This window comes from Rossellomorea sp. FM04394, assembly GCF_041889765.1.
Lineage (GTDB): Bacteria > Bacillota > Bacilli > Bacillales > Bacillaceae_B > Rossellomorea > Rossellomorea aquimaris_B.
The window spans coordinates 1,276,946-1,303,562 of the sequence record NZ_CP168654.1 but is presented as its reverse complement, the minus strand read 5'-3'; the positions used below and the strand labels follow the sequence as shown (position 1 = coordinate 1,303,562).

Below are 26,617 nucleotides of genomic sequence, written 5' to 3'. Positions count from 1 at the left end.
TCAGACATACCATACCCATTCTTAAAAGTCCTCCTCATAAGTCGGACTAATAATCCGATGATCACACCTGTAATAAGGAGGGCCCAAATCATTTTGCTCTCGCTTTTTCAAGAATTTCACCGTAGTCCAGATCGACGATTGGTTCATCTTTGAGCAATCTGTCCCTGACCTGAGAAAGAAGCGACTCTTCGACCTCCGATAAATTCTCAAGATCCCACTTTTTATGGAAAACAGAATACAGTGTTAAATCCCTGAGTAGCAGGAAATGAGGGATTCGGCCCACCCACTCTTCTTCTAAATCACACTCTGTCAAATATCCTTTTAAAAATGAAAAGAGAAACTTTCTGCCAAATTCACTGCGGATATCTAAGTTCTCGTTACGAAACTTCCACCATACGGAGTAGTAAAGTGGAATGGCGATGTCACTTATAAAAAAGAACTGTGTACTATCATCAAAGTCAAACACATGAATAGTACCCTCATGATAAAAAAAGTTCCCTGGATGGATGTCTGAGTGAATCAGTCCAAAGGTATCTTTCGTTTCCTCATAGCTTTTGATCGTTTTTTTATTTATCTCACCTTTTTCAATGATGTACTCATCTTTCACAGGAGATAAATACTTCTCATAATTCAACACGTCATCCTCTTCCCAGCGGTCACGGCGATTTTCACCCTGGACATATCCTTTTGTCACCCGATGCATATGTCCGGTGACTTTCCCCCATTTGTAGAAAAGTTCCTCATCGAACAATGGGTCATTTATTTTAACCGGACTGCCTGGGGCCTTATCAAACAAACACACATAGAAATACGTGTCTTCTGCTTTGATCACTTCTACGAGCTTTCCATTATCAGAATGATTGACTAATGATACATTCACTCCGTGTTTATGTAGGTAGTTAATCCACTTCAGTTCTGCTTTCACTTCTCTTTCTGAACGATGAGAGCAGTGAGTGAGGCGGAGGATATAAGGGGTGTCTCCCTTATGCACCTCATACACATAATTTTCAAATTCTCCGAGTTTCTTCGTTTTGGCAGTGTTACAGCCATATCGTGAGGCTGCTTCCGCCAATACCCCTTCTGTAAAAAGTTCTTCAATCCATTTTTCCATCGAACCTTCTCCTACTCTACTAAAGTATTGGATTCTTTTCTCAGGAGAGCCACTCGATACGGATACAGTTCTGCTGTCATGATCCCCTCTTTCACGGTGGGATCTTCCTGCATGAAAGCTCTGGCTTTTTCCGCATCTTCCGCTTCGAAAATAACAATTCCAAATGCATTTTCTTCTTCATTTAAAGTTCTGCCGGCAAGGATCACCTCTCCGGAGTCCGTAAGCTCCTTCAGCCTCTCAAAATGACGTTTAACAATCCTCTCATCCCCGGTTGTCCAATTTAGTTCCTCATGTAAGCGCGGGATGAGCTTTAAAACATAGATAAATTCCATCTGTATCGAACCTCCCTCTTTTCTATATATACTACCTTCCCTAACAGGATTCCTCTATCTTGACATGTAAAAAAAGCTGTTGAGGCGTGCTCAACAGCTTTCATAATAATAAATGGAATCAATGCTTCCTCATCCATTCATCCATCGTCCATATGATTTCATCCTGCTGATCCCAAGAGGAAATATTCGCTTCCCCATCTCCTTTTTGGGGACCATACATTCCGAAGCCGGCATGATTTCCCCCTTCAATTTCGTGGAAAACTGTTGATGGTGGCAATAACTTTTTACTTTCTTCAATATCCTTCCCTGTTGTAAGCCCATCATTTTCGGCAAAGATGCTGAGGAAAGGAACATCACTAGAGGAAAAATCCGCAGAGTTTGCTGGATAGGAAGCCAGAAAAATGACCCCTTTTACCACATCCTGATGATCATACGCGTATGAAGCAGCTGCAACGCCACCTAATGAGTGACCTGACACATACCAATCAAGCTTTTCATCAAAATGGTTTATAATCCTCTCAGACTCATCAACACCAAGAAAAGCGATATGAAGGGGCATTCTTGGAATGACGACGGTATATCCCTTCTCAGAAAGCGACTTACCTAAATACCCGTAGGCCTCGACTTCCACCTTTGCTCCTGGATATAAAATGAGCCCTTTGCCGTTGGGCTCTCGGCTATCAAAAATAAGCCAGTCGTTTTTTTCTTGAATCAATGGATCCTCTTTGATTCTGATTGTCTTCATTACCTCTTCTGTAGCTGAATACGTCTGTTCTGACCAAACATAAAATCCGAGGCCACCTACTACTAAAAACGCCAGGAGAACAAATACAGTCCATTTGAGTAGCTTTTGCACAGGCATCACCTTTTTTCTTCTAGTATACTCCTCTAACCTGATCTTTTCTTTTATGAATGCTCAGTTAAAGAAATCAGGATAGGTATGAATATCAGGTGTTTTCACAATATGGATTTCTTTCCTTGCATTGATGGAGGCATAGAATACCTCATCGATTGAAGTGAAACCCGCTTTTTCTATTTCGACCCATACCCACTTTTCCTCCACGTTTAATTTATCTAAAACGCTGGTATGCAGTACTCCATCTACAATAAGGGGGTATGCAAGGCTCGTGCGCTTCATGATTCCTGCGTCTTCAGCTGTAACTGTTTGCTTTAAAGGCATCTTATGAATCGATAAACTTCCGTTCGGCTCAATGATTCCTATTTGCACATCTTCCAGTAAAAAAACTTCTTTTTCCCGAAGGAGCATCAAGATATTATCAATCGTATAACCGGTTTTCTTTAATTCTTTTTTAAGAATCTGACCGTTTTCAATCACAACAGTAGGTTCAAAGGAAAGAAGTTTTCCCATTTTTCGCGAGGAAATTTTCATTTTGGTCAAGATTTTTTGTAGTATACCAATCAGAATCATTGCCACGATCGTATGGATATGATTAATGTCAGGATCCGCTATATCAGCTCCTACGACAGAACCGAATACGAGTACCACTAAAAAATCAAATACCGGCAATTCCCCAATCGATCGCTTTCCCATATATAATGTGACAAAAATCATAAATGGAAGAATTGTAAAGATCCTTAATGCAACGATACCTAAGTCTTTAATATCTACCAACGCAACTCAAATCCTTTATGTGTCAGTTAAGGATAGCTTTCCCTATCACACATCAATCATGAAGGCTTTTTCCAATTATAAAAAAGAACCAACCGTTTAGGCTGGTTCTTTTACTCATTTATCTTTTGAAATGTAAGGTTCTTTTCCCTCATTAAGTACTGCAAAGCTGTACGGAATGTCAAGAAGCTTTTGATACTGTGAAGCTCCCTTACACCTGAATTGATTATCACTTGAGTCAGAGACGGGGTAAATCCGACAAAGAGGGTTTCGATCCCCATTAAGCCGACAGTTTTTTTCATATTATGGATGTAAGTACCGAAGATGTCAATTTCGCCGATTTCTTTTTCTGATATGGCTGAGAAGTCTACAATGATTGTGTTAATATCCTCTCCATACGATACATCCAATATTTTTGAAATGATTTTTTCAAACCGCTCTGGGCTCAGTCTGCCCGTAATTGGGATCAAAATCGTTTCCGGGATGATGGATGGGATGATGGGGGCAGAGATCTCCATGATTAGCTGCTCTGATTGAGCAAGCTGTTCTTTCAATTCTTTAATTTCCTGCTTTAATAGTTGAGTTTCTTGACCTTCAGTTATCATGATAAACCTCACCACTTATAGAATGTTTTTTAAAAGTGCCTTTCTCTATTCTAGCATTTTGCATACAGAATAGCCTAATTTTTTAATATGTAAGCAGAGAAGTAGATGACAATGAAAAACCAGCCTCATCGGCTGGTTTTCTCATGCGAATGCTTTGTCCTGTTCCTTGTGGAAGAAACTTTTCATTGCGTGGAACACATCGGCTTTTTGTTTGAGAATATAGTAACGGAAATCGTCGTTTTTAATGTTCTTGTAGGCTGACATGAGAGTGGAATGACGGTTATACTGATTTACTTCCCCGTATCCAAACATGCTGGATACTTTCATTAATTCTTCTACAAGCTTGACACATCTCACGTTATCAGACGTTAGATTATCTCCATCAGAGAAGTGGAACGGATAGATGTTGTAGCGGCTCGGTGTGTACTTTCCATCGATGAGTTCCAACGCTTTACGATAAGCTGATGAACAGATGGTTCCTCCGCTTTCCCCTTTGGAGAAGAAATGCTCTTCTGACACCACTTTGGCTTCGGTATGATGTGCGATGAATTCAATTTCAACGGTTTCATATTTAGTGCGTAAGAAGCGGGTCATCCAGAAGAAAAAGCTTCGTGCCATATATTTCTCCCATACTCCCATACTTCCACTCGTATCCATCATGGCCAATACGACGGCTTTGGATTCAGGTTTCAACACTTCATTCCATGTTCTGAATTTCAAGTCTTCTGTATAGATCGGATGAAAGCTTGGTGCTCCTTTCATGGCATTCCTCTTAAAGGCAGACATCATCGTTTTCTTTTTATCTATATTCCCCATTAGGCCTGTTTTGCGGATATCGTTGAATTCAATGTGCTCGACGGTTTGAACATCTTGCTCCTTCTTCTTTAGGTTCGGAAGTTCCAATTGGCTAAATAAGGCTTCTTCAATCTCCAGCATCGACACTTCTGCTTCATAGTAATCTTCACCGGCTTTATCTCCGGCCCCTTGACCTTTTCCAGGACCCTGCTGCTGTGGTGAGCCGTCTCTTGCAATGACGTCACCTACCTGACTCTCACCGTCTCCCTGCCCGACATGTTTATTCTTATCATAGTTGTAACGAATTTTATATTCATCTAAAGAACGAATCGGGATCTTGACGACGTCTCGACCATTGGACATGACAATGTTTTCTTCCGTAATCAAATCAGGTAAGTTATTTCGAATCGCATCCTGTACCTTCTCTTGATGTCTTTGTTGATCATCGTGACCTTTGCGGTGGAGGGCCCAATCTTCCTTGGAAATGACAAACTGATGATTATCCATTTGACTCAAATAATTCCCCTCCTTAAAGTTTTTTCACATTTCTTCATTCTCCTGCATACACTATGTTGACTGTCTAAACTGCATATATCCCATGAAGTGAAACGGGGATTACTCTATCCTATGCAGAAGTATTGATAAATTTACAAATAATTTCGACAATTAAACGTTCTTTTTTGATTGGACAAGCCTATTTTTCTGACAGGTTGTGTGGAAGTCATTGATCGTTCTATAGAAATGACTAAAAGGCGCGTTCAGGCAAAAAAAAATAACCAGGCAGAAACACCTGATTAAGCTTCTTCTTCATATTGAGCCGGGTCTGATACTCGATTGTGTATCTTTAATTCGCCACTGGAACGTAATTTATCCATTTGCTTCCCTAATTTAATGACTTCCTCCATATTGGAGGCCATGCTTCCGTTAAGAGGTTCTGCTTCTTCTCGACGATGAGGTTTAGAAGACATCCTCTCCACCCACTTTCATTTAAGGTAATGGGCCCAGCTCTCTATCTATAGACTATTATATTCAGAGTTTTCCGTCAACTATTCCTTGTCTTTTTCTTTATATTGAACGGGATCTGGCTGCTTTTTGTCCTCTTTTAGCTCTTCATTTGTTCTTAGCTTGTCCATTTGCTTTCCCAGCTGCTCCATTTCTTCCATATCAGATGCCATGGAGCCATTTTCAGGTTCATAGTTTCTATCAAGTTCATGTTTGTTTTTGCTCATAACTTTCACCTCTTGGCTACTACTTTTCCCTTTACGAGAAAAAATAAACCACATAGAAAAATCGGGAGGTGTGTTAGGCACCTCCCGATTTCACTTCTATTAACGATTCAACAGGCTGCCCACATAGCGGAGTAATTCATTTGCAGATGTTGAGTTGTAGCCATGTTCATCGATGAGGCGGGCAACCACTTCGTTGACTTTCTTCAGCTGCTGTTCGTCTGGCGTTTTCGATGATGTCGTGATTTTCACTACATCCTTCAAGTCAGCAAATAGCTTCTTCTGAATGGCTTCTCTCAGACGATCATGTGAATTGTAGTCGAATCGCTTCCCTTTACGGGCATAAGCAGAAATACGGATAAGGATTTCTTCACGGAATGCTTTCTTCGCATTTTCCGAAATACCGATTTGTTCCTCGATCGAACGCATCAGCTTTTCATCCGGATTGATTTCTTCACCGGTTAACGGATCATGAAGCTTTGCCTTATTGCAGTATGCTTCAACGTTATCAAGATAGTTATCCATAAGCGTCTTCGCGGACTCCTCATATGAATACACGAATGCTTTCTGAACTTCTTTCTTGGCAATATCATCGTATTCTTTACGGGCAAGGGAGATAAAGTTCAAATACTTATCACGAAGTTCATTCGTAATGGATGGATGCTGATCCAGTCCTTCTTTCAGGGCACGGAGAACGTCTAATGCGTTAATGGTCGGTATCTCTTTTCGGATGATCGTAGATGAGATACGGTTAATGACATAACGCGGATCGATTCCACTCATCCCTTCATCCTGGTACTCCTTCTTCATTTCATCCACATCAGCAGAGTTAAAACCTTCGACATTTTCACCGTCGTACAAGCGCATTTTCTTGATCAGATCAATGTCACCGCGTTTTGGTTCTTTCAGACGAGTCAGAATCGTGAACATCGCCGCGACCCTTAACGTATGAGGAGCGACATGGACGTTTGACACATCACTTTCGTTAATCATTTTCTCATATATTTTCTCTTCCTGGGTGACCTTCAGGTTATATGGGACAGGCATGACGATGATACGGGAGTGTAAGGCTTCATTCTTCTTATTGGAAATGAAGGATCGATACTCCGTTTCATTCGTATGGGCCACAATCAGCTCATCAGCCGAAATCAGTGCAAACCGCCCTGCCTTGAAGTTCCCTTCCTGAGTAAGGGATAATAAATGCCATAAGAATTTTTCATCACACTTCAGCATTTCCTGGAATTCCATCAATCCTCGGTTTGCTTTATTTAATTCACCATCAAATCGGTAAGCCCGTGGATCTGATTCAGAACCAAATTCAGCAATAGTGGAGAAGTCGATACTTCCCGTTAAATCGGCGATATCCTGTGACTTTGGATCAGATGGACTGAACGTACCGATTCCGACACGTTTATCCTCAGAGAAAAAGACTCTTTCAACCTGGACGTCTTCTATGCGGCCATGATATTCTTTCTCCAAACGCATTGTATTTAACGGAGAGAGATTCCCTTCAATTCGAATGCCATATTCGTTGTAAAAATCTTCACGTAAATGTTGAGGAATCAAATGCAATGGATCTTCATGCATCGGACAGCCTTTGATTGAAAAGACGCCTCCTCTTTCAGTCCTGGAATACTGCTCCAACCCGCGTTTAAGCATGGAAACAAGGGTTGATTTCCCTCCACTGACTGGCCCCATCAATAACAAGATTCTCTTTCTGACATCTAATCGCTTCGCAGCAGGATGAAAGTATTCTTCAACGAGTCTTTCCAGCGCCTCTTCTAAGCCAAATAATTGATTGCTGAAGAACTTATACTTTCGTTTCCCCTCGACCTCCTCAACCCCGGCATCCTTAATCATATTAAAGACTCTTGAATGAGCGGATTGCCCAACCCAAGGCTTCTCTTTCAGCAGGTCTAAATACTGAGCAAACGTCCCTTCCCATTTCAGTTTCTCTTCTTCTTCTCGGTAATGTTCGATTTTTTTTAAAATATCCATAAGGACCTCCCCCTGTCGCTTAATGAGAGACGATTAATATACTGTATGCGCTTGGTCAACTGAACATGTTAACAAGATATATTTATTACAGACAAAGGTCCGATATTCATGGCAAACAATAGGGCCTGCCTGTGGAATAAAAAGGTTTCCATTTTCAATTCATCAAGCTGCCATCGTTTCAGTAAAAAAATGACTGATTTCATTCACATCAAATAAAAAATAGGCTATACTAAAGACAGACTGTGGAATAAGTGAAACTGGGAGGTTACCAAACATGGGTACTGTAATGATTTTAGGTGTATCTTTAGCGTTTTTAGTAGCGATTTTCACTGCTGGATACAATGATAAACCCGGCTCTAACTAATTCATTAACAAAAAAACTGGCCTTGGCCAGTTTTTTTAGTTATTGCGCCATATTAAATTGAGAGCTATCACTACAACCGTCCCCACGATCAACCCATTACTCATTACAATTTGAAGCGAATTCGGAAGGTCCTTGAAAAGATCCTGGGATTGAAAGAAGAGACTCGTGCCAGCCAAAAGCGAAATACCAATGATCGATAATTCCCTTTGTTTCAACTCAATCGAAGTTATCTTTTTTACCGAAATGATAAACATATTCACAATTGTTGAAAGTAACGCTGCACTTGCGATGGCTACGGGCAAAGTAGATACTACATGCACCACTTGTGGTATAAAGGATATGAGTATTAAACTGCCTGCTGCTATAAGAAATGGCAAACCGCTTCTTTGTTTTGTCGTTTGTACGAAACCGGATGTAACCGGTAAGGGCACAATGGCAAGAGCAGAGAAAATGGACGATAACCAATGATTGATCCCTCCGACAACAAACCCTCTTCTTATACTGTCTTGCTTATTGATCTTTTCCCCGTCGTAAACATCATACATCGAATCAATAGCTGCAATATTGTTTAGGATCAAGGTAAAAGAAAAAAGAATAGTTGCAATGATGATACTACCATTGATTGCAGGCATCCCCCATGAAAATAATTCAGGCACAGCTACACTATTAAGACTTCTCTGTCCAACAGGGTTGGTAGCCCCACCGAACATGGCAAACACACCCCAGCCGACAATAATGCCGATCAAGAGTGAAAACTGCCTCCCCCACCCTTTTGCTTTAATTGACAGAATCACAATAAAGACAAAAACAAATATGGCAAGCATCGTCAGTTTCCAGTCAATGTTTCCTTCTTCCTGCACGATCATTCCATTAAAAAAGATGCCACTAAGCTGAATCGCTAGAAGAAACAAAAATACACCTGAAACCAATGGTGGAAATACTCTTTGGTAAAATGATTTATTTTTCACTACTCCCATGAGGATCAGTATACAACCTGCTAAAGCAAGTGAGCCCATACCAAGTGATAGTGATTCTTCAACCGAAAGACCATTTCGCTCGGAAAAGGCTGCCAAAATAACAAACACACTTACCCAGGATCCAGCCGGTCCTTCAATTATCGGAAGGGAATGTCCAATCACTTTCTGAAGTATCGAGCCGAGAGCAACCAGGAAAAGTGTTCTTTGCATTAACCCTGATATCTCGGTCTCACTTAATCCAAACACGCTACCAATTACAACCGGAAGAGCAATCGACGTTCCGATTAAAAACATGAGCCATTGAATGCTTTGTAGGGCGATTCCTACGCTCTGCCCTTTGTATTTCATGATCCTTTAACGGCTCCTGCTTTAATGAGCATCTTCTCAATTTCAACAAAACCTCTTTCCCTGGCATGCTCAATTGGTGATTTCCCTTCCCGATCAGGAATCGTTACATCTGCACCATGCTCGATTAATGTGGCAATAATCTCTTGATGCACCTCTCCACCATCACTCAATACGATGGCCTCCATCAAGGCAGTCCAGCCAAGATCATTTACATGATTGATATCGACGTTTGTTTTATCCAGTAAAAGTTTGACGGTCTCACCGTGGCCTTTTTCCGCAGCTGGAATGAGAGCGGTTCCGCCATATCGATTCAGTAAAGCAGGATCTGCTCCCGCTTCGATCGTGAGAAGAAGGATGTCATTCATTCCTTCTGCACCAGCATAAAGGAAGGGATTGTTTTTTAATTCATCCTTTAAATGAATATCGGCTCCATTATCAATAAGCAAACGGACCATATCCGGATTATTTTGATACGTCGCCAGCATCACAGGCGTTCTACCAAGGGCATCCTGTTGATTAATATCGGCTCCTTCATCAATTAACGTTTCTACCTCTTCAATATATCCTTCTTTTATATAGGTGAAAATCACTTCTTTTTCCTCCTCTTGTGCATTTAACGAACATCCTGCTAGAGAACTGATAAAGATAGCAATGAGCATTTTCTTCATTTTCACTCCCCCTAACAACTTTTAGGGTATCACGGCTTGATTTATATGAATAATATCTATTAAATTGTATTATTATATATTTTTTGTATAAGAGAGGTGATTTCCATTCTGGACCTTAAACAACTGCGCTACTTCATGACGATTGTAGAAGAGAAAACTATACTTGCTGCAGCAAACCGACTGCATATGTCTCAGCCACCCCTAAGTCAGCAGCTTCGCACGATGGAAAGGGATCTCGGTGTGAGCTTGTTTTACCGGAGGGGAAGAAAACTGGTGATAACTGAGGCTGGTAAAGCCCTATACCAGCATGCTTATCAAATGCTCAAGCTAATGGAGGCTGCAGAAGCAGAAGTAAAAGAAATTGGTTCAGGAGAAAAAGGCAAGCTGAGGATTGGTGTAAATACATTATCTGATAGTGATTTGCCACATATTTTAACAAAGTATGAAAAGAACTTCCCGAACATCACCTATAACATTCATCAAAACGAATCCTCACAGCTCATTCATCTTTTAGAATTACGCGAGATTGATGCTGCTCTGATCCGACTGCCTTTTTCAGCAGACAATATAGCGAAGGTGAGCCTTCAAGATGAGCCATTTTACTACATCACAAATGTTCCGACGTCAAGTCATGACAAGATTACATTAGAAGAAATTGTTCAAAAGCCATTGATCCTTCCCAGTACACAAAGTTTGGGCTTGTACGAAATGATCGTCCAGTCATTTATATCAATAGGGTTGACGCCTTATATAAAGGCAGAATGTTCGGATACCGTCCTCCTTGCCAACCTTGTAGAACAGGGATTCGCTTCCTCCATCGTTCCCCATAGTGCTCTGCAAGTATTTAAGCATAAAGATGTTCAACTGTTGGAAATCGAGAACATGAACAACGCAAGCTACGGGATCGTATGGAAAAAAGACTTCTATCTGCCTAAGACAACAAGGGAGTTCATCCGGTTAGTCACAGAACATTTTAAAGTCGAGTTTCCGGAGATGGATTGAAAAAAGCCCGAAAAGGATTTGAGCCTTTCGGGCTTATTCTATGATAATTTATCTGAACACGGTTTCTACCTTTTATTAAATCCTTTCTTCTCCACAAATTCCTTCATATACATGCGTTTCTTTCCTGACAGCATGTTGGCCATTTGCTCGGTCCATCGATCCGAACGTTTGCCGGCCGTTCGTGCATGATAATAGGAAGAAATGGTTTCGTCATAACGGTCGAGTCCCTCTTTCATGTCCCCTTCCTCACGTTTGTATGAATCCTCATGGTAAATGGCTTCCATCGGCAACCTTGGCTTCATATCAGAACTTCCTTCAGGGAAACCGACAGCCAGCCCGAATAAAGGAATGACGCGATCAGGAAGCTCCAGCAGTTCACTCACTGATTCCAGATCATTCCGGATCCCACCAATATAGCAAATGCCCAATCCCATGGATTCAGCGGCAATGGACGCATTTTGAGCCGCTAGGGAAGCGTCAATCAAAGCCACCATGAATTTCTCCGTGCTTTCAAGTGTTGGAATGACATCTGCATTTTCCCATTCACCTATTTTTTCGTGGCGGTACAAATCGGCACAGAATACAAAGAAATGACCATTTTCTTCTACATATGATTGTGGACCGGCAAGCTCTGAAAGCTTCTTCTTTTTAGCAGGATCCTTCACACCGATGATGGTATATGCTTGAATATAACTCGACGTACTCGCAGCCTGGGCACTCGAGACAATTTTTCGGATTTGCTCCTCTGTTAAAGGCTCATTCTTGAAATGACGAATGGACCGATGCTTAAGAATCGTTTCAATGGTTTCGTTCATTATGTACTCTCTCCTTCACATTCTTTCCCTTAGTATAATCCAAATAAAAAAAGGAATGAAAATCATATGATCCTCATTCCTCGTTTTTTATAAAAGACCCGGATAATTTCTTTGCCTTAATGCTTCATAAATCAAAATTGCCGCTGTATTGGAGAGGTTCAATGAACGGACGTTTTCGTTCATTGGAATCCGCAGGGCTCGATCTAAGTTATTTTGGATGATGTCATCCGGCAATCCGGATGTTTCCCTTCCAAAAATAAAGAAGTAATCCTTCTCTTCCACACTGTAATCAAAGTCAGTGTGAGGGATCTTTCCGTATTTTGTTAAATAGAAGAATTCACCGCCATCGTTTTTCTCGAAAAACTCTTCAAGCGAATCATAGTATACAATGTTTACAAACTGCCAATAATCAAGGCCGGCCCGCTTTAACATTTTATCATCTGTAGAGAATCCGAGCGGACGGATCAAGTGCAGAGTGGTATCCGTTGCTGCACACGTTCTCGCAATATTCCCTGTGTTGGCAGGGATCTCTGGTTGATATAATACAACATGTACTCCCATGTTACTGTCACCTCATTCATAAAACTCTAAGTGACATTATACCATTTCCTCCCCACAGAACAAGACTTAGCGGTCATCTACTATTGTAAAAAATCTATATTTGATATTTGGTGTATAAGCAGTCGAGTCCTCATACTTCCAATATCGCATTCTACTATTGAACGTATGGGCATTCACCAGAGGCTCCCCTGCAGCATCTTTACCCGTTACGATCGTTGTATGGTCAAAGCGCCCATCCCCTTCGAAGTCATAGCAAATGACATCTCCGAGCTTTAACTCTTTAGCATCATTCACCTGTCTACCCCTTAACCCCACCGTCGAGTTAGGGATATACCATCTCATGGAATTCGCCACCGTCCAGCTATAGCTCCAGTTCTGATTTCTCATCCACCAGCCCTTCCCCTTGGCCGGATATCCACGCATGGGGGCATCCCCGGCATGGAGGCATTGAGAAATATAATTCGTGCAATCATTCTCAAATTTCTTATACGCAGGGTTATAGCTGTTCCACCATCGTTCAGCATACCGCACCGCACTCAGACGATCATAATGGTAGTTCACTCTTGCCTCATTCTCGTGGAGGGAGAAGCTATCTTCATGTTCAATTTCTTCATAGTGAATCGGAATCTCTCTGTCTTCATAGATTTTATCCTTATAAAAAGTTGCACACCTCTTCTCTACTTCTTCTTCCAAATAAAGAAGATCACCCTGCTTAATAAGATATTTATAGTGAACATCGTATAGAATGTTTTGTGTTTCATTACGCTGAGGTGTCATGCCTCGGATTTTCCCTGCTGCATCCACCTTCACAATCTCCGCATTCCGCTGAAGACAAGATTCCTTCTTTCTTCTCACTTTGTCACTGTGATAGTCTGACTGACTGCGGGATGTGTATTCATCAATCACATGTTGGACATTTTCCATTAACAGCTTTCTGATCATTGTCTTCCCTCCTCCCTAATTGTTATGCGGGGAGAGGACTGTTCAAAACAAAAAAGGATAAACTCAGGTGAATTGAGCTTATCCTTTTGGACTATTTGATTATAAGGTTTAGACCCTTTTGAATTTCGTTTAGTACATTGTCATCTGTTTCCACTGACTGTTGTTTCAGTAGTGCCTGTTGCGCTTCTCCCCCGCCTATTTTGCCCAGGGCCCAGGCAGAGGTACCCCGTATGACCGGCCGCACATCTTTTTCCATCACATCAACGAGATCCTTAATGGCGGTTGTATCCTTATAATGGGCGAGTGCGATGATCGCGTTTCGCTGAATCGGCTTCTTTCCTCTCCATGAACCGGATACATGACCGTACTTTTCTTTAAACTCACGGTTACTGATCGTTAACAGCGGTTTTAATAGCGGCTTCGCAATCTCTGGATCAGGCTCCATCTCTTCATGGAAGTGAAAGTCCATTCCTTTATTTTCAGGACATACCGTTTGGCAGGTGTCACATCCATAAAGGCGGTTCCCAAGCTTTACCCGGTACTCATCCGCAAGAAACCCCTTTGTTTGGGTCAAAAAGGCAATGCATTTCTGAGCATCCAGCTGACCGCCTTCGATGAGGGCTCCCGTTGGACAGACCTCCACGCATTTATTGCATGTGCCGCATTGGTCTTCCATCGGTGTATCAGGGGCAAACGGAAGGTTCGTCACCATTTCTCCGAGGTATACATAGGATCCGAACTCAGGTGTGATAATCGAACAGTTTTTTCCGCTCCATCCTATCCCGGCACGCTCTGCCACGGCACGGTCAACGAGTTCACCCGTATCCACCATCGATTTGAAACGTGCCTGAGGAACTCTTGATACGATATATTCTTCCAGCTTTGAAAGACGATCCCGGAGCACATGGTGATAATCCGTCCCCCATGATGCCCGGCAGAATATCCCCCGTCTCTCTCCCCGTTTGCTTTGTGGAGCGTCCTTCATCTTGGAAGGATAGGCGAGAGCAATGGCGATGATCGATTTGGGTTTATCGAATATCAAAGAAGGATCAACCCGTTTTTCTATGTCCTTTTCCTCGAACCCGGATTGATACCCGAGCATTTCCTGGCGCAGGAGTCTGTTTTTCATTTCGGAAAACGTATCCGCCGTTGTAAAGCCAATCTTATCAATGCCGATTTCCTTGCTGTACGCAATAATATCCTGCTTTAATCGATCCATATCCATTGCCCTTTCCTCCTTTCAGATTCTGATGATATATTTTATAAGCGCTTATAAATAAGCTTACGTGAAATAGCAATGTGTATTATGATAAACTATTTTAAAACAAATGTGGAGGGAAAATAAGTGGAAATCACGATCGATTCATCCATAACGTCCAAAATCCCTGATTTTAAAGTGGGATTCATTCAATACCATCATATCGAAGTCGGAGCTTCTCCTCAAATGCTGAAAGGCAGACTTCAGCTATTCCAGGAATCCATCTTCTTTGATCTTCATGATAAAAATGTGACAGAACTGGAAGGGATCGCGGCGTGGAGGGATATCTTCAAGAAAACAGGAAAAGATCCGAATCGCTACCGTCATTCAGCCGAAGCCCTCTTTCGCCGTGTTAAAAAACAGAACTACCTGAGTACCATAAATTCAGCCATCGATCTGAACAACTTCTTCTCCCTTCAATACGAAGTGCCCATCGGCATCTACGACTGTTCAGGTCTCAAGGGGGATGGAATCGAGTTAAAAGTGGGGGAAACAGGACAAACCTACATAGGGCTCAACGGGCGGGAAAATTCCCTTGAAAACCTGATTGTCGCATGTGACGGGGACGGACCTTTCGGAAGTCCATTCGTCGACTCAGACCGGGCCCCCGTCGGTGAGGGAACCAAAAATGCCGTTCAAATCATCTTTCTGAAGCCTTCCCTATCTATTGAAGAAAGCGGGAAACTGACGAAATCGTTGATGGATATGTTCATCGGTATCCATGGTGGAGAAGGATCGTTTGAAGTGGTGTGTGGGTAGAAATTTGTGCAAGGTCCCTGGTTGGGGTCTTGTTTTTTTATGGAGATTGAACGATAATCCATTGCTGATCTTCAGAAATCTCAGCCGATCTTAAAGTTCTAAAGCATATTCCATAGACAAAGTGGCATGTCCAGCCCGATTTCGACTGTAGCCGCGATTCAATCCGGCGGAAATCCACGATAATCCAGCCGTTTTTCCCGACAATCCAGCCGAAATCACGATTAATCCGGCCATTTCTTGTGAAAATCCGGCCATTTTTACAAATAATCCAGCCGATTTACATTAACTGTAAATTAAACACTACATATGTGAGACTATCAATATCGCGCCAGTACCCCACAAAAAAAGAGAGCCCAATGGACTCCCTTTCTACCAATCTACACCCACCACATATCCGACGGCTGTTCTTCAATCAGAATCGCCTTTAGGTTCTTCACGGCACGTCCGAAGCCTTCTTCAATCGACATGATCGGATCCTCGTGCTCGATGCTTACGACATAATCGTATCCGAATGTGCGCAGCGCACTCATCATATCGGACCATTCCTGCAAGCTGTGCCCACAGCCCACTGAGCGGAATGACCAAGCTCTTGTCTGGATGCTGCCGTAGGGCTGCATATCCGTCAGACCGTACATGTTGACGTTATCCTGGTCGATATACGTATCTTTCGCATGGAAATGGTGAATCGCATTCTCTTTACCCAGGATTTTAATCGCGGCAACCGGATCGATTCCTTGCCACCAAAGGTGACTGGGATCCAGATTCGCACCGATCGCGTCACATGTTTCTTCACGAAGCTTCAACAACGTATATGGAGTATGGACAAGGAAACCTCCATGCAGTTCAAGACCGATCTTAACATTATGATCCTCTGCAAGCTGACCCATCTCTTTCCAATATGGAATCAACTTTTCTTCCCATTGCCATTTAAGGATATCCCCATATTCATTCGGCCAAGGGGATACAGGCCAGTTCGGGTGCTTTGCTCCTTCATGGTCGCCTGCCGTTCCTGAGAAACAATTCACGACAGGTACGTTCATCAGACCGGCAAGCTTGATCGTTTTCTGAAGTGCCACATGGGATTCTTCCGCAAAAGCTGCATCTGGCGAGATCGGATTTCCGTGACAGCTGAAGGCACTGATTTGAAGTCCTCTCGAAGTTACTTTTTCTAAGTATTCGTTTCTCTTTTCTTCACTTTCTAAAAGAGCGTCCAGGTCACAGTGAGCATTTCCAGGATATCCTCCCGTGCCGATTTCAACTGCGTGAAGTCCGGCTTCTTTTACATAATCCAGCATTTCGTCAAGATTCTTCTGTGAAAATAATACAGTAAATACACCTAGTTTCATTTGTGCTTCCTCCTATTTCAATCGGATGCTTTGTCCGGTTTCACTGCTTTTGTAAATGGCATCAATGATTTGAGACACTTGCATGGCTTCCTGGGGCTTCACAACCAGCTCCTCTAAACCGAGACAGCTGTTGATAAAGTTCCGGGCTTGTGGAAGACTAGGATCATCTTCACCGGGAACCCAATCCGCTTCACCATTCAAAAGCATGCCATGTTTCATTTGGTTCATTTGGAACGGGAATAGATCGATTCCCCCCGTTTCGCCTGAAATGCTCATGCTTTCTTCATCGCTCTTGACGTTTGCAGACCAAGACGTTTCGAAGAGCATGGAAGCACCGTTATCGAACTTGATATAAGCCGTGACATGGTCGTCGACTTCAAATTTCTCTTTATCAAAGTCTCCCCACAGATTCACTTGATCTGGCATTCTACTAAGCTTGTTATAGGTCGTCCCTGTTACTTCGAGAGGTGCAGGGTTCCCAAGGAGCCATAGGGATAGATCCAGAAAGTGACACCCGTAGTCGATCAGGCTGCCACCACCTTGAAGCTCCTTATTGGTAAATACTCCCCAGCCAGGAACTTTGCGGCGACGGATCGCTCTTGCCCTGGCCACCATTGGTTCACCGATTTCATCTTCCAGGATGACACGCTTTGCCGCACGTGAATCCTTCATGAAACGATAATGATAGGCGATAGCCAGAACCTTCCCTGACTGTTCCGCAGCTTCGATCATCATTTCACATTCTTCAGGAGTCATGGCCATCGGTTTCTCACAAAACACATGGAGCCCGGCTTTGAGCGCTGCAATCGTGATTTCCGCATGAAATTTATTCGGAGTACAGATCGTCACAGCATCCACATGCCCGAACATGTCCCGATAGTCACTGAACACGTTCGGAATGCTAAAGGTTTCTGCCACGGTTTGAGCAGTGACAGGATTGATATCACTGATCGCTTCAATGGATACAGAATCTGAAAGTTTTATAAAAGTAGGGATGTGGCGCGTTTGGGCAATGCCCCCTACGCCGATCACTCCCATCCGAAGTTTAGTCATTGCTGCATTCACCTCTATTACAATTTTACAATCCGTTTTGTTTCACTTGATTCCAGGGCAGATAATACCACTTCTAACGATTTCTTTCCTTCTTCCCCTGGAACAGGTGGCTCTGCATCATGAAGGATGCTGTCGACAAATTGATCGATCACACGGGAATTCGTCTGACCGCCCTCGTCATTTGTCTGAATACCGCCAAGCTCATACTTCACCACTTCTCCGCTTGAGTATTGAACGATGAGTGAGTTGACCGGATCATCCTCTAAACGTAGGATGGCCTTCTCTCCATAAATGATAGTAGAGTTGTCTTCTTTCGAAACATAAGACCAGCTTGCTGCAAGGGTACCGATTGTACCGCTTTCGGTTTTCAATACACAGACAGCCGTATCATCCACATTTGCATTTTCCTTTGCACTTGTTTCAACAAAGGCACCGACTTCTGCAAATTCTTCCCCTAAGATGTAACGAAGGAGATCGGTTTTGTGTACACCAAGGTCACCCATGGCACCGATGAACGCTTCATCCTTTTTAAAGAACCAGCTGTCTTTCCCGTCAGCACTCCAGCCTTCAGGTCCACCGTGACCAAATGCAGAACGGAAGCTGTAGATTTTACCTACTTCACCACTTTCAATCAGCTGCTTCGCTTTTTGATGAGAAGGGACAAATCGCTGGTTATGAGCGATCATCAGTTTTTTACCGTTTTTAACAGCGGCATCGATCATGCCTTGAGCTTCTTCACTTGAAGTGGCCATAGGCTTCTCACACAATACATGCTTACCCGCGTTAAGTGCATCAATGGAAATCGGAGCATGCAGGTAGTTCGGTGTACACACACTCACTGCTTCCACTTCAGCGTTTGCCAGTAGTTCTTTATAATTGGTATACGCTTTCGCTCCGAATGCATCGGCTATTTTCCATGCCCGTTCTTCCACGATGTCACACACTGCTACCACTTCAACGTTTTCATTGTTTGCATATTCCGGCAGATGACGATGCTGGGCGATGCTTCCACACCCGATAACCCCGATTTTTAATTTACTCATGATTTTTTCCTCCTCTTGTTCTTTAGTTAGATCCTTTGATTTCTTCTAACGGCTGTGCGTTTCCGTATACCGGTCTCGCATGATCTACAGGTGATGCCCATTTCACTGCATTGATGATGACCTTCTGAACGTCTTCATTGTAATAGGTCGGATACGTTTCATGCCCCGGACGGAAGTAGAATACTCTCCCGTTACCACGCTGATACGTACACCCGCTCCTGAACACTTCCCCACCTTCGAACCAGCTCACCATCACAAGCTGATCAGGGGCTGGGATGTCAAAATGCTCCCCATACATTTCTTCCTTTTCCAGTTCGAAGTATTCCCCTAAACCGGCTGTAATCGGATGGCTTGGATCGACAATCCAGATGCGTTCTTTCTCATCAGCTTCCCGCCATTTTAAATCACATGAAGTGCCCATCAATGTTTTGAAGATTTTAGAGAAATGGCCTGAATGAAGGACGATTAAGCCCATTCCGTCAAGGACACGCTGCCTCACTCTTTCAACCACTTCATCAGACACTTCATCATGGGCGATATGTCCCCACCACACCAATACGTCTGTACCATCCAACACATCTTCCGTCAATCCATGCTCATTTTCGTCTAATGTAGCCGTTTTCACATTGAATGATGCTTCTCCCAGGAAGGAGGCAATGGCACCATGAATTCCTTCAGGATACACCTCTCTCACTTTCGGATTCTTCTGTTCATGACGATTTTCATTCCATACTGTAACGTTCAACATTGTAAAACCTCCAAGTTATGTGTTTGATTGTAAGTGCCGGTATTCATTTGGTGTCATACCGACGTGCTTCTTAAATACTTTGCTGAAATATTTCTCATTCCCATACCCTACACCATAGGCAACTTCATAGATTTTCAAATAAGGATTTTCAAGCAGTTTCTTTGCCTTTTCCATCCGGATGTTCGTAACGTAATCCGTGATGGTAGATCCATAATCCTGTTTGAACTTACGTGAGATATATTCCCTGCTTAGGTAAAAGCGATCGGCAATGTCTTGAAGATTGATTTCCTCTTGATAATGCTGCTGAAGATATTCTTCAATATGCTGCATATTGTTCTTTTCCCGCTGGTACTTTGCCTTTGAGAGGGTTTGAATTAATTCACTGAACTCTTTTGCCTTTTCCTCTTTAAATTTCCTGAACGAAAACGAGCCGTCTTCATTCCAATAATCCAGGCCTCTATAAAATTGTGCTTGATGCTGAATCTCATACTCTTTCAACCAATTATTACGTAATAACTCAAATTGATTTTCCCATACCTGGAGCTGCTCCAGTGAGAGTGCATGACCTGTTCCCAGCTGTGAAAATATCCTGTCCAACTGGGACTGAACCTGCTCCCGGCTCCCTGAACGGATTGCCCATTTCAATTCATTGGAGTGATCCAACAAATGCAGAAGGGGCTGTCTATTGACATCTTTATGGGTGACGATTTTCTTTTGATCAAGCAGGGAATGCTTAAGATAAACCTGTAAAGCAGATTCATACGCTTCGTTTACTTTCTTAGACTTCTGTCCAAGTGCAATGATCGTAAAGAGTTTACTATATTGATAGATCAATGAGTAGATTTCCTCTAACAGATACGTCACATTTTTATCGTTCCAGAAGAGAATCACAAGCTCTTCCTCTTTGTTCCCATTACGGAAGCAAACCCCATCATTTTGCTTTCGCAGCAATTCATTGCAAATATTGATAAGGGTAAAGAAGGCAAGGTCCCGGTCTCCTTGAAAGAGCTTCTCCACGATCGGTTTGATGGGGATGAGGGCAACGGTCTTTGCAAGCTTTGTAATAGCAATCCCAAACTCCTGTTCAACCTTTTCTACCATTTCTGTGGTAATACTCTCCTTCGCACAGAGACTTGTGAATAACCGATCCCAATAAAGGGGCTTTACCTCATTCATCACTCGATTTTCCTCGACTTGGGATTTTCTTGATCGAGCCTGGTCATTCCACTCTTTTACCGCTTTATCCAGCGTTTCATTTAACACATCCGGTTCAATCGGCTTCAGAATATAATCAAAGCTTTTATAAAAGATCGCGTTTCTCATATACTCGAAATCATCATACCCGCTTACAACGATGGTTTTGCTTTTAAGGTCAGAGGCATGAAGCCATTTCAAAAGATTGATGCCATCCCGCTTCGGCATCCTCATATCAGTGAAAATGATTTCCGGCCGGTGCTCTGTGATCAATTCGATGGCTTCGTCCCCATCTTCTGCCTCCAGAATGGTTTGGATCCCATGCTTGTCCCATTCCGCTAATAAAAGTAACCCCTCACGCACATGCTTTTCGTCGTCAATGATGATTGCTTTCATTTGCTTCACCCTCCATTCTTATTGGCAGTCTCATGGTGACCATAAAGCCTCCCTCATCATGATTTTCAAGCTGTAAAGTGGCCAGGTGATCATAGTAGAGCTTTAAGCGAACGTAAACATTCTTCAGCCCGATATTGGTCTCATCCCCTGTTTTATTCCATGCATCTGCTTTAAAATGGTCCCCTATATCAAGAAGTCTGCTTTCCGTTACGCCAACACCATTATCACGGACAATCATCACCAACTCTTCCTCATCCTGAAAGCAAGATAGCCATATACGCCCTACCCCGTCCCGGATATCGAATCCGTGCTTGAAGTAGTTTTCAATGAGAGGCTGAAGGATCATCTTCGGTACTGGGATCTCCATCACCTCATCTTCTACCTCTACACTGTAATCCAGATTTTCACCAAAACGTTCTTTTTGTAAAAGAAGGTAGGCGTTCGTGTAATTGATTTCCTTACTTAACGGAACCACATCCTCCTCCATATTCATCCCGTACCTCATAATTTTGGAAAGGTGGGTGATCAGGGAGTAGATTTGCGGAACCTTGTTCTTTAAAGCAAGCGTTCCAATGGATTGCAGGGCATTATAGAGAAAATGCGGATTGATTTGAGACTGGAGGACCTTTAATTGATTCGTCTTGTTTTCAAGTTCGAGCTTGTACTCACGGTTGATCAAATGATTGATCCGCTCGATCATCTGCTGAAACCTGAAGCCAAGGATCCCGATTTCATCGGAACCGAACGATTCAGGCTGCACCTTCATATTCCCTTTTTCAACCTGTTGGATATTTTGAAGCAGAATCCGTATGGGTGAAGTAATTTTAAAAGAAACAAATAGTGTCGCAAGCACCACAAGGGATAGCCCAAGAACTCCAAACAGGATATTAATCTTCGCGACACTAAATGCACTTTCATAAAGATTTACGTAAGGAACCCGCTTCACTAACAGCCAACCGCCGGCCGAAGCTGGTAGCTGGTCGTACATCATAACCCCGTTGAAGGAGTCCTCCTTCCACTCGAGGGTCCCTGATACATCCTTTGATTCCATTATCCTCTTAATCCACTTCTGGTTGTTGCCATCGTCCGACACATCCCGGTCCGAGCTATAAATCATTTCCCCTTCCGAAGAAAGAAGATAAAATTCCTCTGACTTAGAGTTATACAGGTTTCTACTCAAATCTATGATTTTGTCAGGCGAGACCTCCAGTGAAATATACGCAAGCACCTCATCACCGGGAACGTTTCGGAATGCCCGGTGAATCGTGACAATATCCTTCGAACGGTTAATATTCTTTTCTTCCTGACTATGTGTGGGTTCAATATACATGTTATAAGGGCTGCGCTCTGCATTTCTGAAGGATTCCCATTGAGAATCCCTTACCTTACTGGAAAATACGACAGTAGAGCGCTTTGTTGCCGAAATGACCCGGTCACCATCTGCGAAGGAAATACGTACCCCGTTAATGGTATCACCCGTGTAGAGAATCGTTTGCACAACATTCTTTACAATGCCGATCGTCAAGTAATTATTCTCTTGGCCGGGTGATCTCATGAAATTAATAAAATCAGGATTATTATAGAGTGATAGAGTTAACCCGTTGAGCTCATTGATATAGCTCTCCAGATTCACCTTTCCCTGATAAAGAAGATTGCTGCTCTCCTCCACCACCTGCTCCTCTATGGAATCCTTCGTATACAAATATGTAATAATAATCGAACTGCCGAACGGCACAATCGTCGTAATCATCAACAACACAATCAACTTATTCCGAATGCTGGTCTTTAACATGAGGGACGGACCTCCCAGGTCTCACTTATACACTAGTATAAAGTGTTTTTCCCCGCTCTTGGAAGTGTTTTTTCGAAATATTCCTATTAAACTTATAAAATAGAAAGCATGCCGGGTAGACATGCTTTCTATTATTTCATTTACTTCAAGTTATCCCATGTTTGCTGGAATCGCTCAAGTACAGTATCGTAATCAATTTTGCCCGCAGCATATTCCTGGATCGTTGCAGCGAATTCCTTATTTGCTCCATCCGGCCATTTGAACCAAGTCCAAGGAATCGTCTTCTCTTCTTTAGAGTAGTCAAGGATGGACTGACCTAAGTCACCAAGACCATTCGGCTCGATGTTATCGAATGCCGGGATGAACGCAAACTCTTCCGTGATATAACGCTTACCGGTTTCAGATGAAACCATCCACTCCAAGAAAGTTTTCGCTTCTTCAAGATGCTCTGAGTTCTTGTTTAATACCCAGTTATTCGGTACACCTACAGGAAGGCGATCAGCACTATCATCATTGCTGATAGAAATTGGCAGGAAGCCCATGTTGATCTCAGGATTGATCTCAGTGATCATGTTCTCAGTCCAGTTCCCTTGTTGCAGCATCGCAGTTTCACCAGAAGCGAAAAGCGTTACTTGTGTATTGTAATCCGTCGTTAATGGGTTATCATTTGCATACTTAAGTTCAGTATCTAACACTTCTTTGAATTGCTTGAACTTTTCATTTCCTACGATTTTCTCAGAACCATCATAAAGTCCCGCGATGAACGCATCCGGATCTTCCTGCTGAGCAAACGGAATGTTAAGTAAATGTTGACCAATTACCCACCACTCGCCGTAACCCGCTGAGAATGGTGTGATTTTCTTCGCTTCAAGCTTCTTCGCAGCGTCTTTTAACTCATCAATTGTTGCTGGCGGCTCAGTGATACCTGCTTCTTCAAATAAATCTTTATTGTATACAAATCCATAGCCTTCAAGGTTAACCGGCATACCATAAAGCTTACCGTCTTCATCCGTCATCGGAACTTTACCGATTGGAAGAACATGCTCAACCCATGGCTCACCGGAAAGATCCGCTAATTTCTCTTTCCAAAGCTCTAACTCTTTAAAACCACCGTTGTTGAAAATGTCCGGCTCTTCACCAGAAGCAAATTTCGCTTTTAAAGCGGCACCGTAATCAGCACCTCCACCTACTGTTTCAAGCTTAATCTTAATGTTTGGATGCTCAGCTTCGAACTCCTTGATCATTTCTTGAAGCTGATCAGCAATTTCAACCTTGAACTGGAAGAAATTAAGAGTTACTACATCGTCACCTGATCCAGACTCTCCGCCTGATTTGCTTGTAGTGTCTTTAGAAGAACAGCCGGCAATAATTCCAAAAACTAAAACCAAAGACATACAAAGTAAAAGTATACGTTTCATAAATGGATTGACCTCCCTGATATAAAATATTTTATATAAATTTCTGTATCAATGATAGACCATCTTGACAGAAACTTTATATCTACTTAATTGACCCTGAAGCAATACCTTTGATGATATGCTTCTGTAAAAACAAGAAGAAAATGATAATGGGAGTAATGCCAAGCACCAATGCTGCCAGACCCATATCCCATTGCTTCGTATACTGAGCGAAGAACGAGCTTGCTGCGAGTGGAATCGTGCGCAGCTCTGCATCCTGTAAAACAAGAAGCGGAAGCAGATAGTCATTCCAAATCCATAAAGTGTTCAGAATGATCACAGTCACTGTTATCGGCTTAAGTAATGGGAAGACAATTCTCCAGAACACACCAAACTGACTGCACCCGTCAATCATCGCGGATTCTTCAATCTCAATCGGAACGGTTTTCACAAATCCATGATACAAGAAAAGGGAAAGTGGTACGCCAAATCCGAAGTACATAAGGATCAAACCTGGAATGCTATTCGTAAGCCCTAACGTTCCCCCTACCTTCATAAGAGGGATCATCACTGTCTGGAACGGAATGACCATGGCTGATACAAAGATGACAAATAAGATTTTGCTGAACTTCCCTGGCGTACGAACCATTTTCCACGCCGCCATCGAGCTGATGATCACTAATCCAATATTACTGAAAACGGTGATGACCAAGGAGTTCCAGAATGCACGTGGGAAGTTGATGATCTCCCACACTTTCGCATAGTTAGAGAAAACAAATTCCTTTGGCCACGCAGCCGCATCGATCAAAATCGCTGCAAATGGCTTCACCGAGTTGATCAGTACGAAGTAGAAAGGAATAAGGAAAATGAGCCCTATGACAATACCGATGATCTCTAATACAAACGTTCTTTTCGTATAGCGATTGCCCATTATGCCTGAACCTCCTTCTTCTTCGTCACCATCACCTGAACCGTAGTAAACACTGCCACTACCACAAAGAACAGGATCGATTTGGCTGTCCCGAGGCCATAGCGGTTGTTCTGGAACGCCTCTTGATAAATATTGATCGCCACAGATTGTGTAGAATTGAATGGTCCCCCACCTGTTAACGAGATGTTCAAATCGAATATCTTAAAGGCCATTGAAATCGTCAAGAAGAAACAAATCGTGAACGCCGGTAAAATCAATGGAATGATAATTTTCGTCAACAACGTCCAGTTTGATGCCCCATCTATCCTCGCTGCTTCAAGCAATGAGTTGTCCACCCCCTGTAAAGCTGCTACGTAAATGACCATCATGTATCCCGAAATCTGCCATGCAAACACGATGACAATCCCCCAGAATGCCGTCGTTTCATCACCCAGCCAAGGCATCTTAAAGAATCCAATCCCCGTCATATTCCCAAGTGAGGCAAACCCTTTAACAAAAATGAACTGCCAGATGAACCCGAGTAGCAATCCACCGATCACGTTCGGAATAAAAAACACTGTCCGCAAAATGTTTCTCGTCTTCAATGCTGCATTCAGCAGCAGCGCAAACCCGAAACCTATCAAGTTACTAATAATCACGGCTGCAAACATAAACTTCGTCGTGAACATAAAGGAATTAAAGAATGTCTTATCATCTGTGAAGATCTTTTTGTAGTTATCAAATCCAACCCACTCCACAACTGAGCTGACACCATTCCATGAGGTAAACGAATAATACACACCCATCAAAAATGGAAGAATCTGAATCACTAAGAAAAATATAAGTGCCGGTCCAACAAAGGCAGCATACGTCAGCAAGCTCTTATACTTGAACTTCTTCTTCGTCACTGCTTTCATTTGTACGTCTCTGCTTACCGGTCCAGTCTGAATCTTTGGTTCCACCCGTCTCACCACCCTTAATTATGTAATCGCTTTCTTATATTATAATGGTAGCGCTTACTTAAAAAGGGGAACTCAATTGACAAAGAAGGTGTAAAATTTTGACTAGATGGGTTTGGGTTTGGTGTTGTGGTGGGTATATGAAAAGGTTGGACTTCTTTGGTTTAGTTAGGTGACCCCAGCGTGCAATGAGTTTTTGAAAATAAAATCTTGGAATTGAAAATAAAAGTGGAAAATTTGAAAATAAAATCGTGGAATTGAAAATAAATGGTCCAGTTTTGAAAATATATTGGTCTTGATCGAAAGTAAATGGAGCGAAGTCGATTAGATAAGCGTCAATAACGATGAAAGTCATGCTAAACAGATGATTTTTCATAATTAGACAATA

27 protein-coding genes are annotated in these 26,617 nt (G+C 42.6%); 2 read left to right on the top strand and 25 right to left on the bottom strand.

All coding sequences use genetic code 11. The annotated features are described in order from the left end of the window. Positions 1 to 88 precede the first annotated feature (88 nt). The 11 genes from ACCB35_RS06550 to ACCB35_RS06500 all read right to left on the bottom strand — a co-directional run bounded on the left by ACCB35_RS06550 (position 89) and on the right by ACCB35_RS06500 (position 10,054). On the bottom strand, positions 89 to 1,111 hold the full coding sequence (locus ACCB35_RS06550) for a phosphotransferase enzyme family protein (RefSeq protein WP_374056256.1): 1,023 nt from the start codon (positions 1,109 to 1,111) through the stop codon (positions 89 to 91). Positions 1,112 to 1,122: 11 nt separating this feature from the next. Beyond that, a complete protein-coding gene (locus tag ACCB35_RS06545; RefSeq protein WP_374056255.1) occupies positions 1,123 to 1,443 on the bottom strand; it encodes a YciI family protein in 321 nt (106 codons plus the stop codon). A gap of 118 nt (positions 1,444 to 1,561) precedes the next feature. Continuing rightward, a complete protein-coding gene (locus ACCB35_RS06540) occupies positions 1,562 to 2,299 on the bottom strand; it encodes an alpha/beta hydrolase (RefSeq protein WP_374056254.1) in 738 nt (245 codons plus the stop codon). Between the two features lie 60 nt (positions 2,300 to 2,359). Further along, positions 2,360 to 3,076, bottom strand: coding sequence for a DUF421 domain-containing protein (locus tag ACCB35_RS06535; RefSeq protein ID WP_374056253.1), 717 nt, complete (start codon positions 3,074 to 3,076; stop codon positions 2,360 to 2,362). Between the two features lie 110 nt (positions 3,077 to 3,186). Continuing rightward, the gene (locus ACCB35_RS06530; protein WP_374056252.1) at positions 3,187 to 3,678 is read right to left on the bottom strand and encodes an STAS domain-containing protein; all 492 of its coding nucleotides are present in this window, start codon (positions 3,676 to 3,678) and stop codon (positions 3,187 to 3,189) included. Between the two features lie 141 nt (positions 3,679 to 3,819). Next, entirely contained in the window at positions 3,820 to 4,980 is a 1,161-nt protein-coding gene (gene yhbH, locus ACCB35_RS06525; protein ID WP_044338062.1) for a sporulation protein YhbH, read from the bottom strand. 287 nt (positions 4,981 to 5,267) lie between these two features. Beyond that, positions 5,268 to 5,441 (bottom strand): hypothetical protein, encoded by a 174-nt coding sequence (locus ACCB35_RS06520; protein ID WP_156142333.1) that lies wholly within the window; start codon positions 5,439 to 5,441, stop codon positions 5,268 to 5,270. A 78-nt stretch (positions 5,442 to 5,519) separates the two neighbouring features. Continuing rightward, complete coding sequence (locus ACCB35_RS06515) at positions 5,520 to 5,702, bottom strand: hypothetical protein (RefSeq protein ID WP_374056251.1); 183 nt, start codon at positions 5,700 to 5,702, stop codon at positions 5,520 to 5,522. A 99-nt stretch (positions 5,703 to 5,801) separates the two neighbouring features. Further along, positions 5,802 to 7,697 carry a PrkA family serine protein kinase gene (locus ACCB35_RS06510; protein WP_044337899.1) on the bottom strand — a complete coding sequence of 632 codons (1,896 nt, stop codon included), beginning with the start codon at positions 7,695 to 7,697 and terminating at the stop codon, positions 5,802 to 5,804. A gap of 399 nt (positions 7,698 to 8,096) precedes the next feature. After that, positions 8,097 to 9,386: a purine/pyrimidine permease gene (locus tag ACCB35_RS06505; protein ID WP_374056250.1), complete on the bottom strand. Its 1,290-nt coding sequence runs from the start codon at positions 9,384 to 9,386 to the stop codon at positions 8,097 to 8,099. Continuing rightward, positions 9,383 to 10,054: an ankyrin repeat domain-containing protein gene (locus tag ACCB35_RS06500; protein WP_374056249.1), complete on the bottom strand. Its 672-nt coding sequence runs from the start codon at positions 10,052 to 10,054 to the stop codon at positions 9,383 to 9,385. The genes ACCB35_RS06505 and ACCB35_RS06500 overlap by 4 nt, the downstream gene beginning before the upstream one ends. 96 nt (positions 10,055 to 10,150) lie before the next feature. On the opposite strand from ACCB35_RS06500, the gene ACCB35_RS06495 reads away from it, so the two are divergent. Next, complete coding sequence (locus ACCB35_RS06495) at positions 10,151 to 11,056, top strand: LysR family transcriptional regulator (protein ID WP_374056248.1); 906 nt, start codon at positions 10,151 to 10,153, stop codon at positions 11,054 to 11,056. A gap of 65 nt (positions 11,057 to 11,121) precedes the next feature. On the opposite strand, the gene nfsA is transcribed toward ACCB35_RS06495, so the two are convergent. The 4 genes from nfsA to queG form a co-directional block, all read right to left on the bottom strand. Further along, a complete protein-coding gene (nfsA, locus tag ACCB35_RS06490) occupies positions 11,122 to 11,871 on the bottom strand; it encodes an oxygen-insensitive NADPH nitroreductase (RefSeq protein ID WP_374056247.1) in 750 nt (249 codons plus the stop codon). 87 nt (positions 11,872 to 11,958) lie between these two features. Further along, positions 11,959 to 12,432: a tRNA (uridine(34)/cytosine(34)/5-carboxymethylaminomethyluridine(34)-2'-O)-methyltransferase TrmL gene (gene trmL, locus ACCB35_RS06485; protein ID WP_044337902.1), complete on the bottom strand. Its 474-nt coding sequence runs from the start codon at positions 12,430 to 12,432 to the stop codon at positions 11,959 to 11,961. Positions 12,433 to 12,498: 66 nt separating this feature from the next. Then, positions 12,499 to 13,371, bottom strand: a complete 873-nt coding sequence (locus ACCB35_RS06480) for an amidase domain-containing protein (RefSeq protein ID WP_374056970.1) — start codon at positions 13,369 to 13,371, stop codon at positions 12,499 to 12,501. A 94-nt stretch (positions 13,372 to 13,465) separates the two neighbouring features. Then, entirely contained in the window at positions 13,466 to 14,599 is a 1,134-nt protein-coding gene (gene queG / locus ACCB35_RS06475) for a tRNA epoxyqueuosine(34) reductase QueG (RefSeq protein WP_374056246.1), read from the bottom strand. A 120-nt stretch (positions 14,600 to 14,719) separates the two neighbouring features. Between queG and ACCB35_RS06470 the strand changes: the two genes are divergently transcribed. Further along, on the top strand, positions 14,720 to 15,391 hold the full coding sequence (locus tag ACCB35_RS06470; protein ID WP_374056245.1) for a B3/4 domain-containing protein: 672 nt from the start codon (positions 14,720 to 14,722) through the stop codon (positions 15,389 to 15,391). Positions 15,392 to 15,481: 90 nt separating this feature from the next. Here ACCB35_RS06470 and ACCB35_RS06465 read toward each other — a convergent pair whose 3' ends face one another. From ACCB35_RS06465 to ACCB35_RS06420, 10 genes are all read right to left on the bottom strand, one after another. Next, entirely contained in the window at positions 15,482 to 15,646 is a 165-nt protein-coding gene (locus ACCB35_RS06465; protein ID WP_374056244.1) for a hypothetical protein, read from the bottom strand. 122 nt (positions 15,647 to 15,768) lie between these two features. Continuing rightward, positions 15,769 to 16,737 carry a sugar phosphate isomerase/epimerase family protein gene (locus ACCB35_RS06460; RefSeq protein WP_374056243.1) on the bottom strand — a complete coding sequence of 323 codons (969 nt, stop codon included), beginning with the start codon at positions 16,735 to 16,737 and terminating at the stop codon, positions 15,769 to 15,771. A 12-nt stretch (positions 16,738 to 16,749) separates the two neighbouring features. Beyond that, entirely contained in the window at positions 16,750 to 17,790 is a 1,041-nt protein-coding gene (locus ACCB35_RS06455) for a Gfo/Idh/MocA family protein (protein ID WP_374056242.1), read from the bottom strand. Positions 17,791 to 17,807: 17 nt separating this feature from the next. Next, positions 17,808 to 18,833: a Gfo/Idh/MocA family protein gene (locus ACCB35_RS06450; RefSeq protein ID WP_374056241.1), complete on the bottom strand. Its 1,026-nt coding sequence runs from the start codon at positions 18,831 to 18,833 to the stop codon at positions 17,808 to 17,810. A 22-nt stretch (positions 18,834 to 18,855) separates the two neighbouring features. Continuing rightward, positions 18,856 to 19,581, bottom strand: a complete 726-nt coding sequence (locus ACCB35_RS06445) for a ThuA domain-containing protein (protein ID WP_374056240.1) — start codon at positions 19,579 to 19,581, stop codon at positions 18,856 to 18,858. Between the two features lie 15 nt (positions 19,582 to 19,596). Then, positions 19,597 to 21,171 (bottom strand): response regulator, encoded by a 1,575-nt coding sequence (locus ACCB35_RS06440; RefSeq protein WP_374056239.1) that lies wholly within the window; start codon positions 21,169 to 21,171, stop codon positions 19,597 to 19,599. Next, positions 21,152 to 22,963, bottom strand: coding sequence for a sensor histidine kinase (locus ACCB35_RS06435; RefSeq protein ID WP_374056238.1), 1,812 nt, complete (start codon positions 22,961 to 22,963; stop codon positions 21,152 to 21,154). The genes ACCB35_RS06440 and ACCB35_RS06435 overlap by 20 nt, the downstream gene beginning before the upstream one ends. A gap of 140 nt (positions 22,964 to 23,103) precedes the next feature. Continuing rightward, on the bottom strand, positions 23,104 to 24,381 hold the full coding sequence (locus tag ACCB35_RS06430) for an ABC transporter substrate-binding protein (RefSeq protein WP_374056237.1): 1,278 nt from the start codon (positions 24,379 to 24,381) through the stop codon (positions 23,104 to 23,106). An 82-nt stretch (positions 24,382 to 24,463) separates the two neighbouring features. Beyond that, positions 24,464 to 25,291 carry a carbohydrate ABC transporter permease gene (locus tag ACCB35_RS06425; protein WP_044337913.1) on the bottom strand — a complete coding sequence of 276 codons (828 nt, stop codon included), beginning with the start codon at positions 25,289 to 25,291 and terminating at the stop codon, positions 24,464 to 24,466. Then, complete coding sequence (locus tag ACCB35_RS06420) at positions 25,291 to 26,187, bottom strand: carbohydrate ABC transporter permease (protein WP_172655666.1); 897 nt, start codon at positions 26,185 to 26,187, stop codon at positions 25,291 to 25,293. The genes ACCB35_RS06425 and ACCB35_RS06420 overlap by 1 nt, the downstream gene beginning before the upstream one ends. Between the last annotated feature and the right edge of the window lie 430 nt (positions 26,188 to 26,617).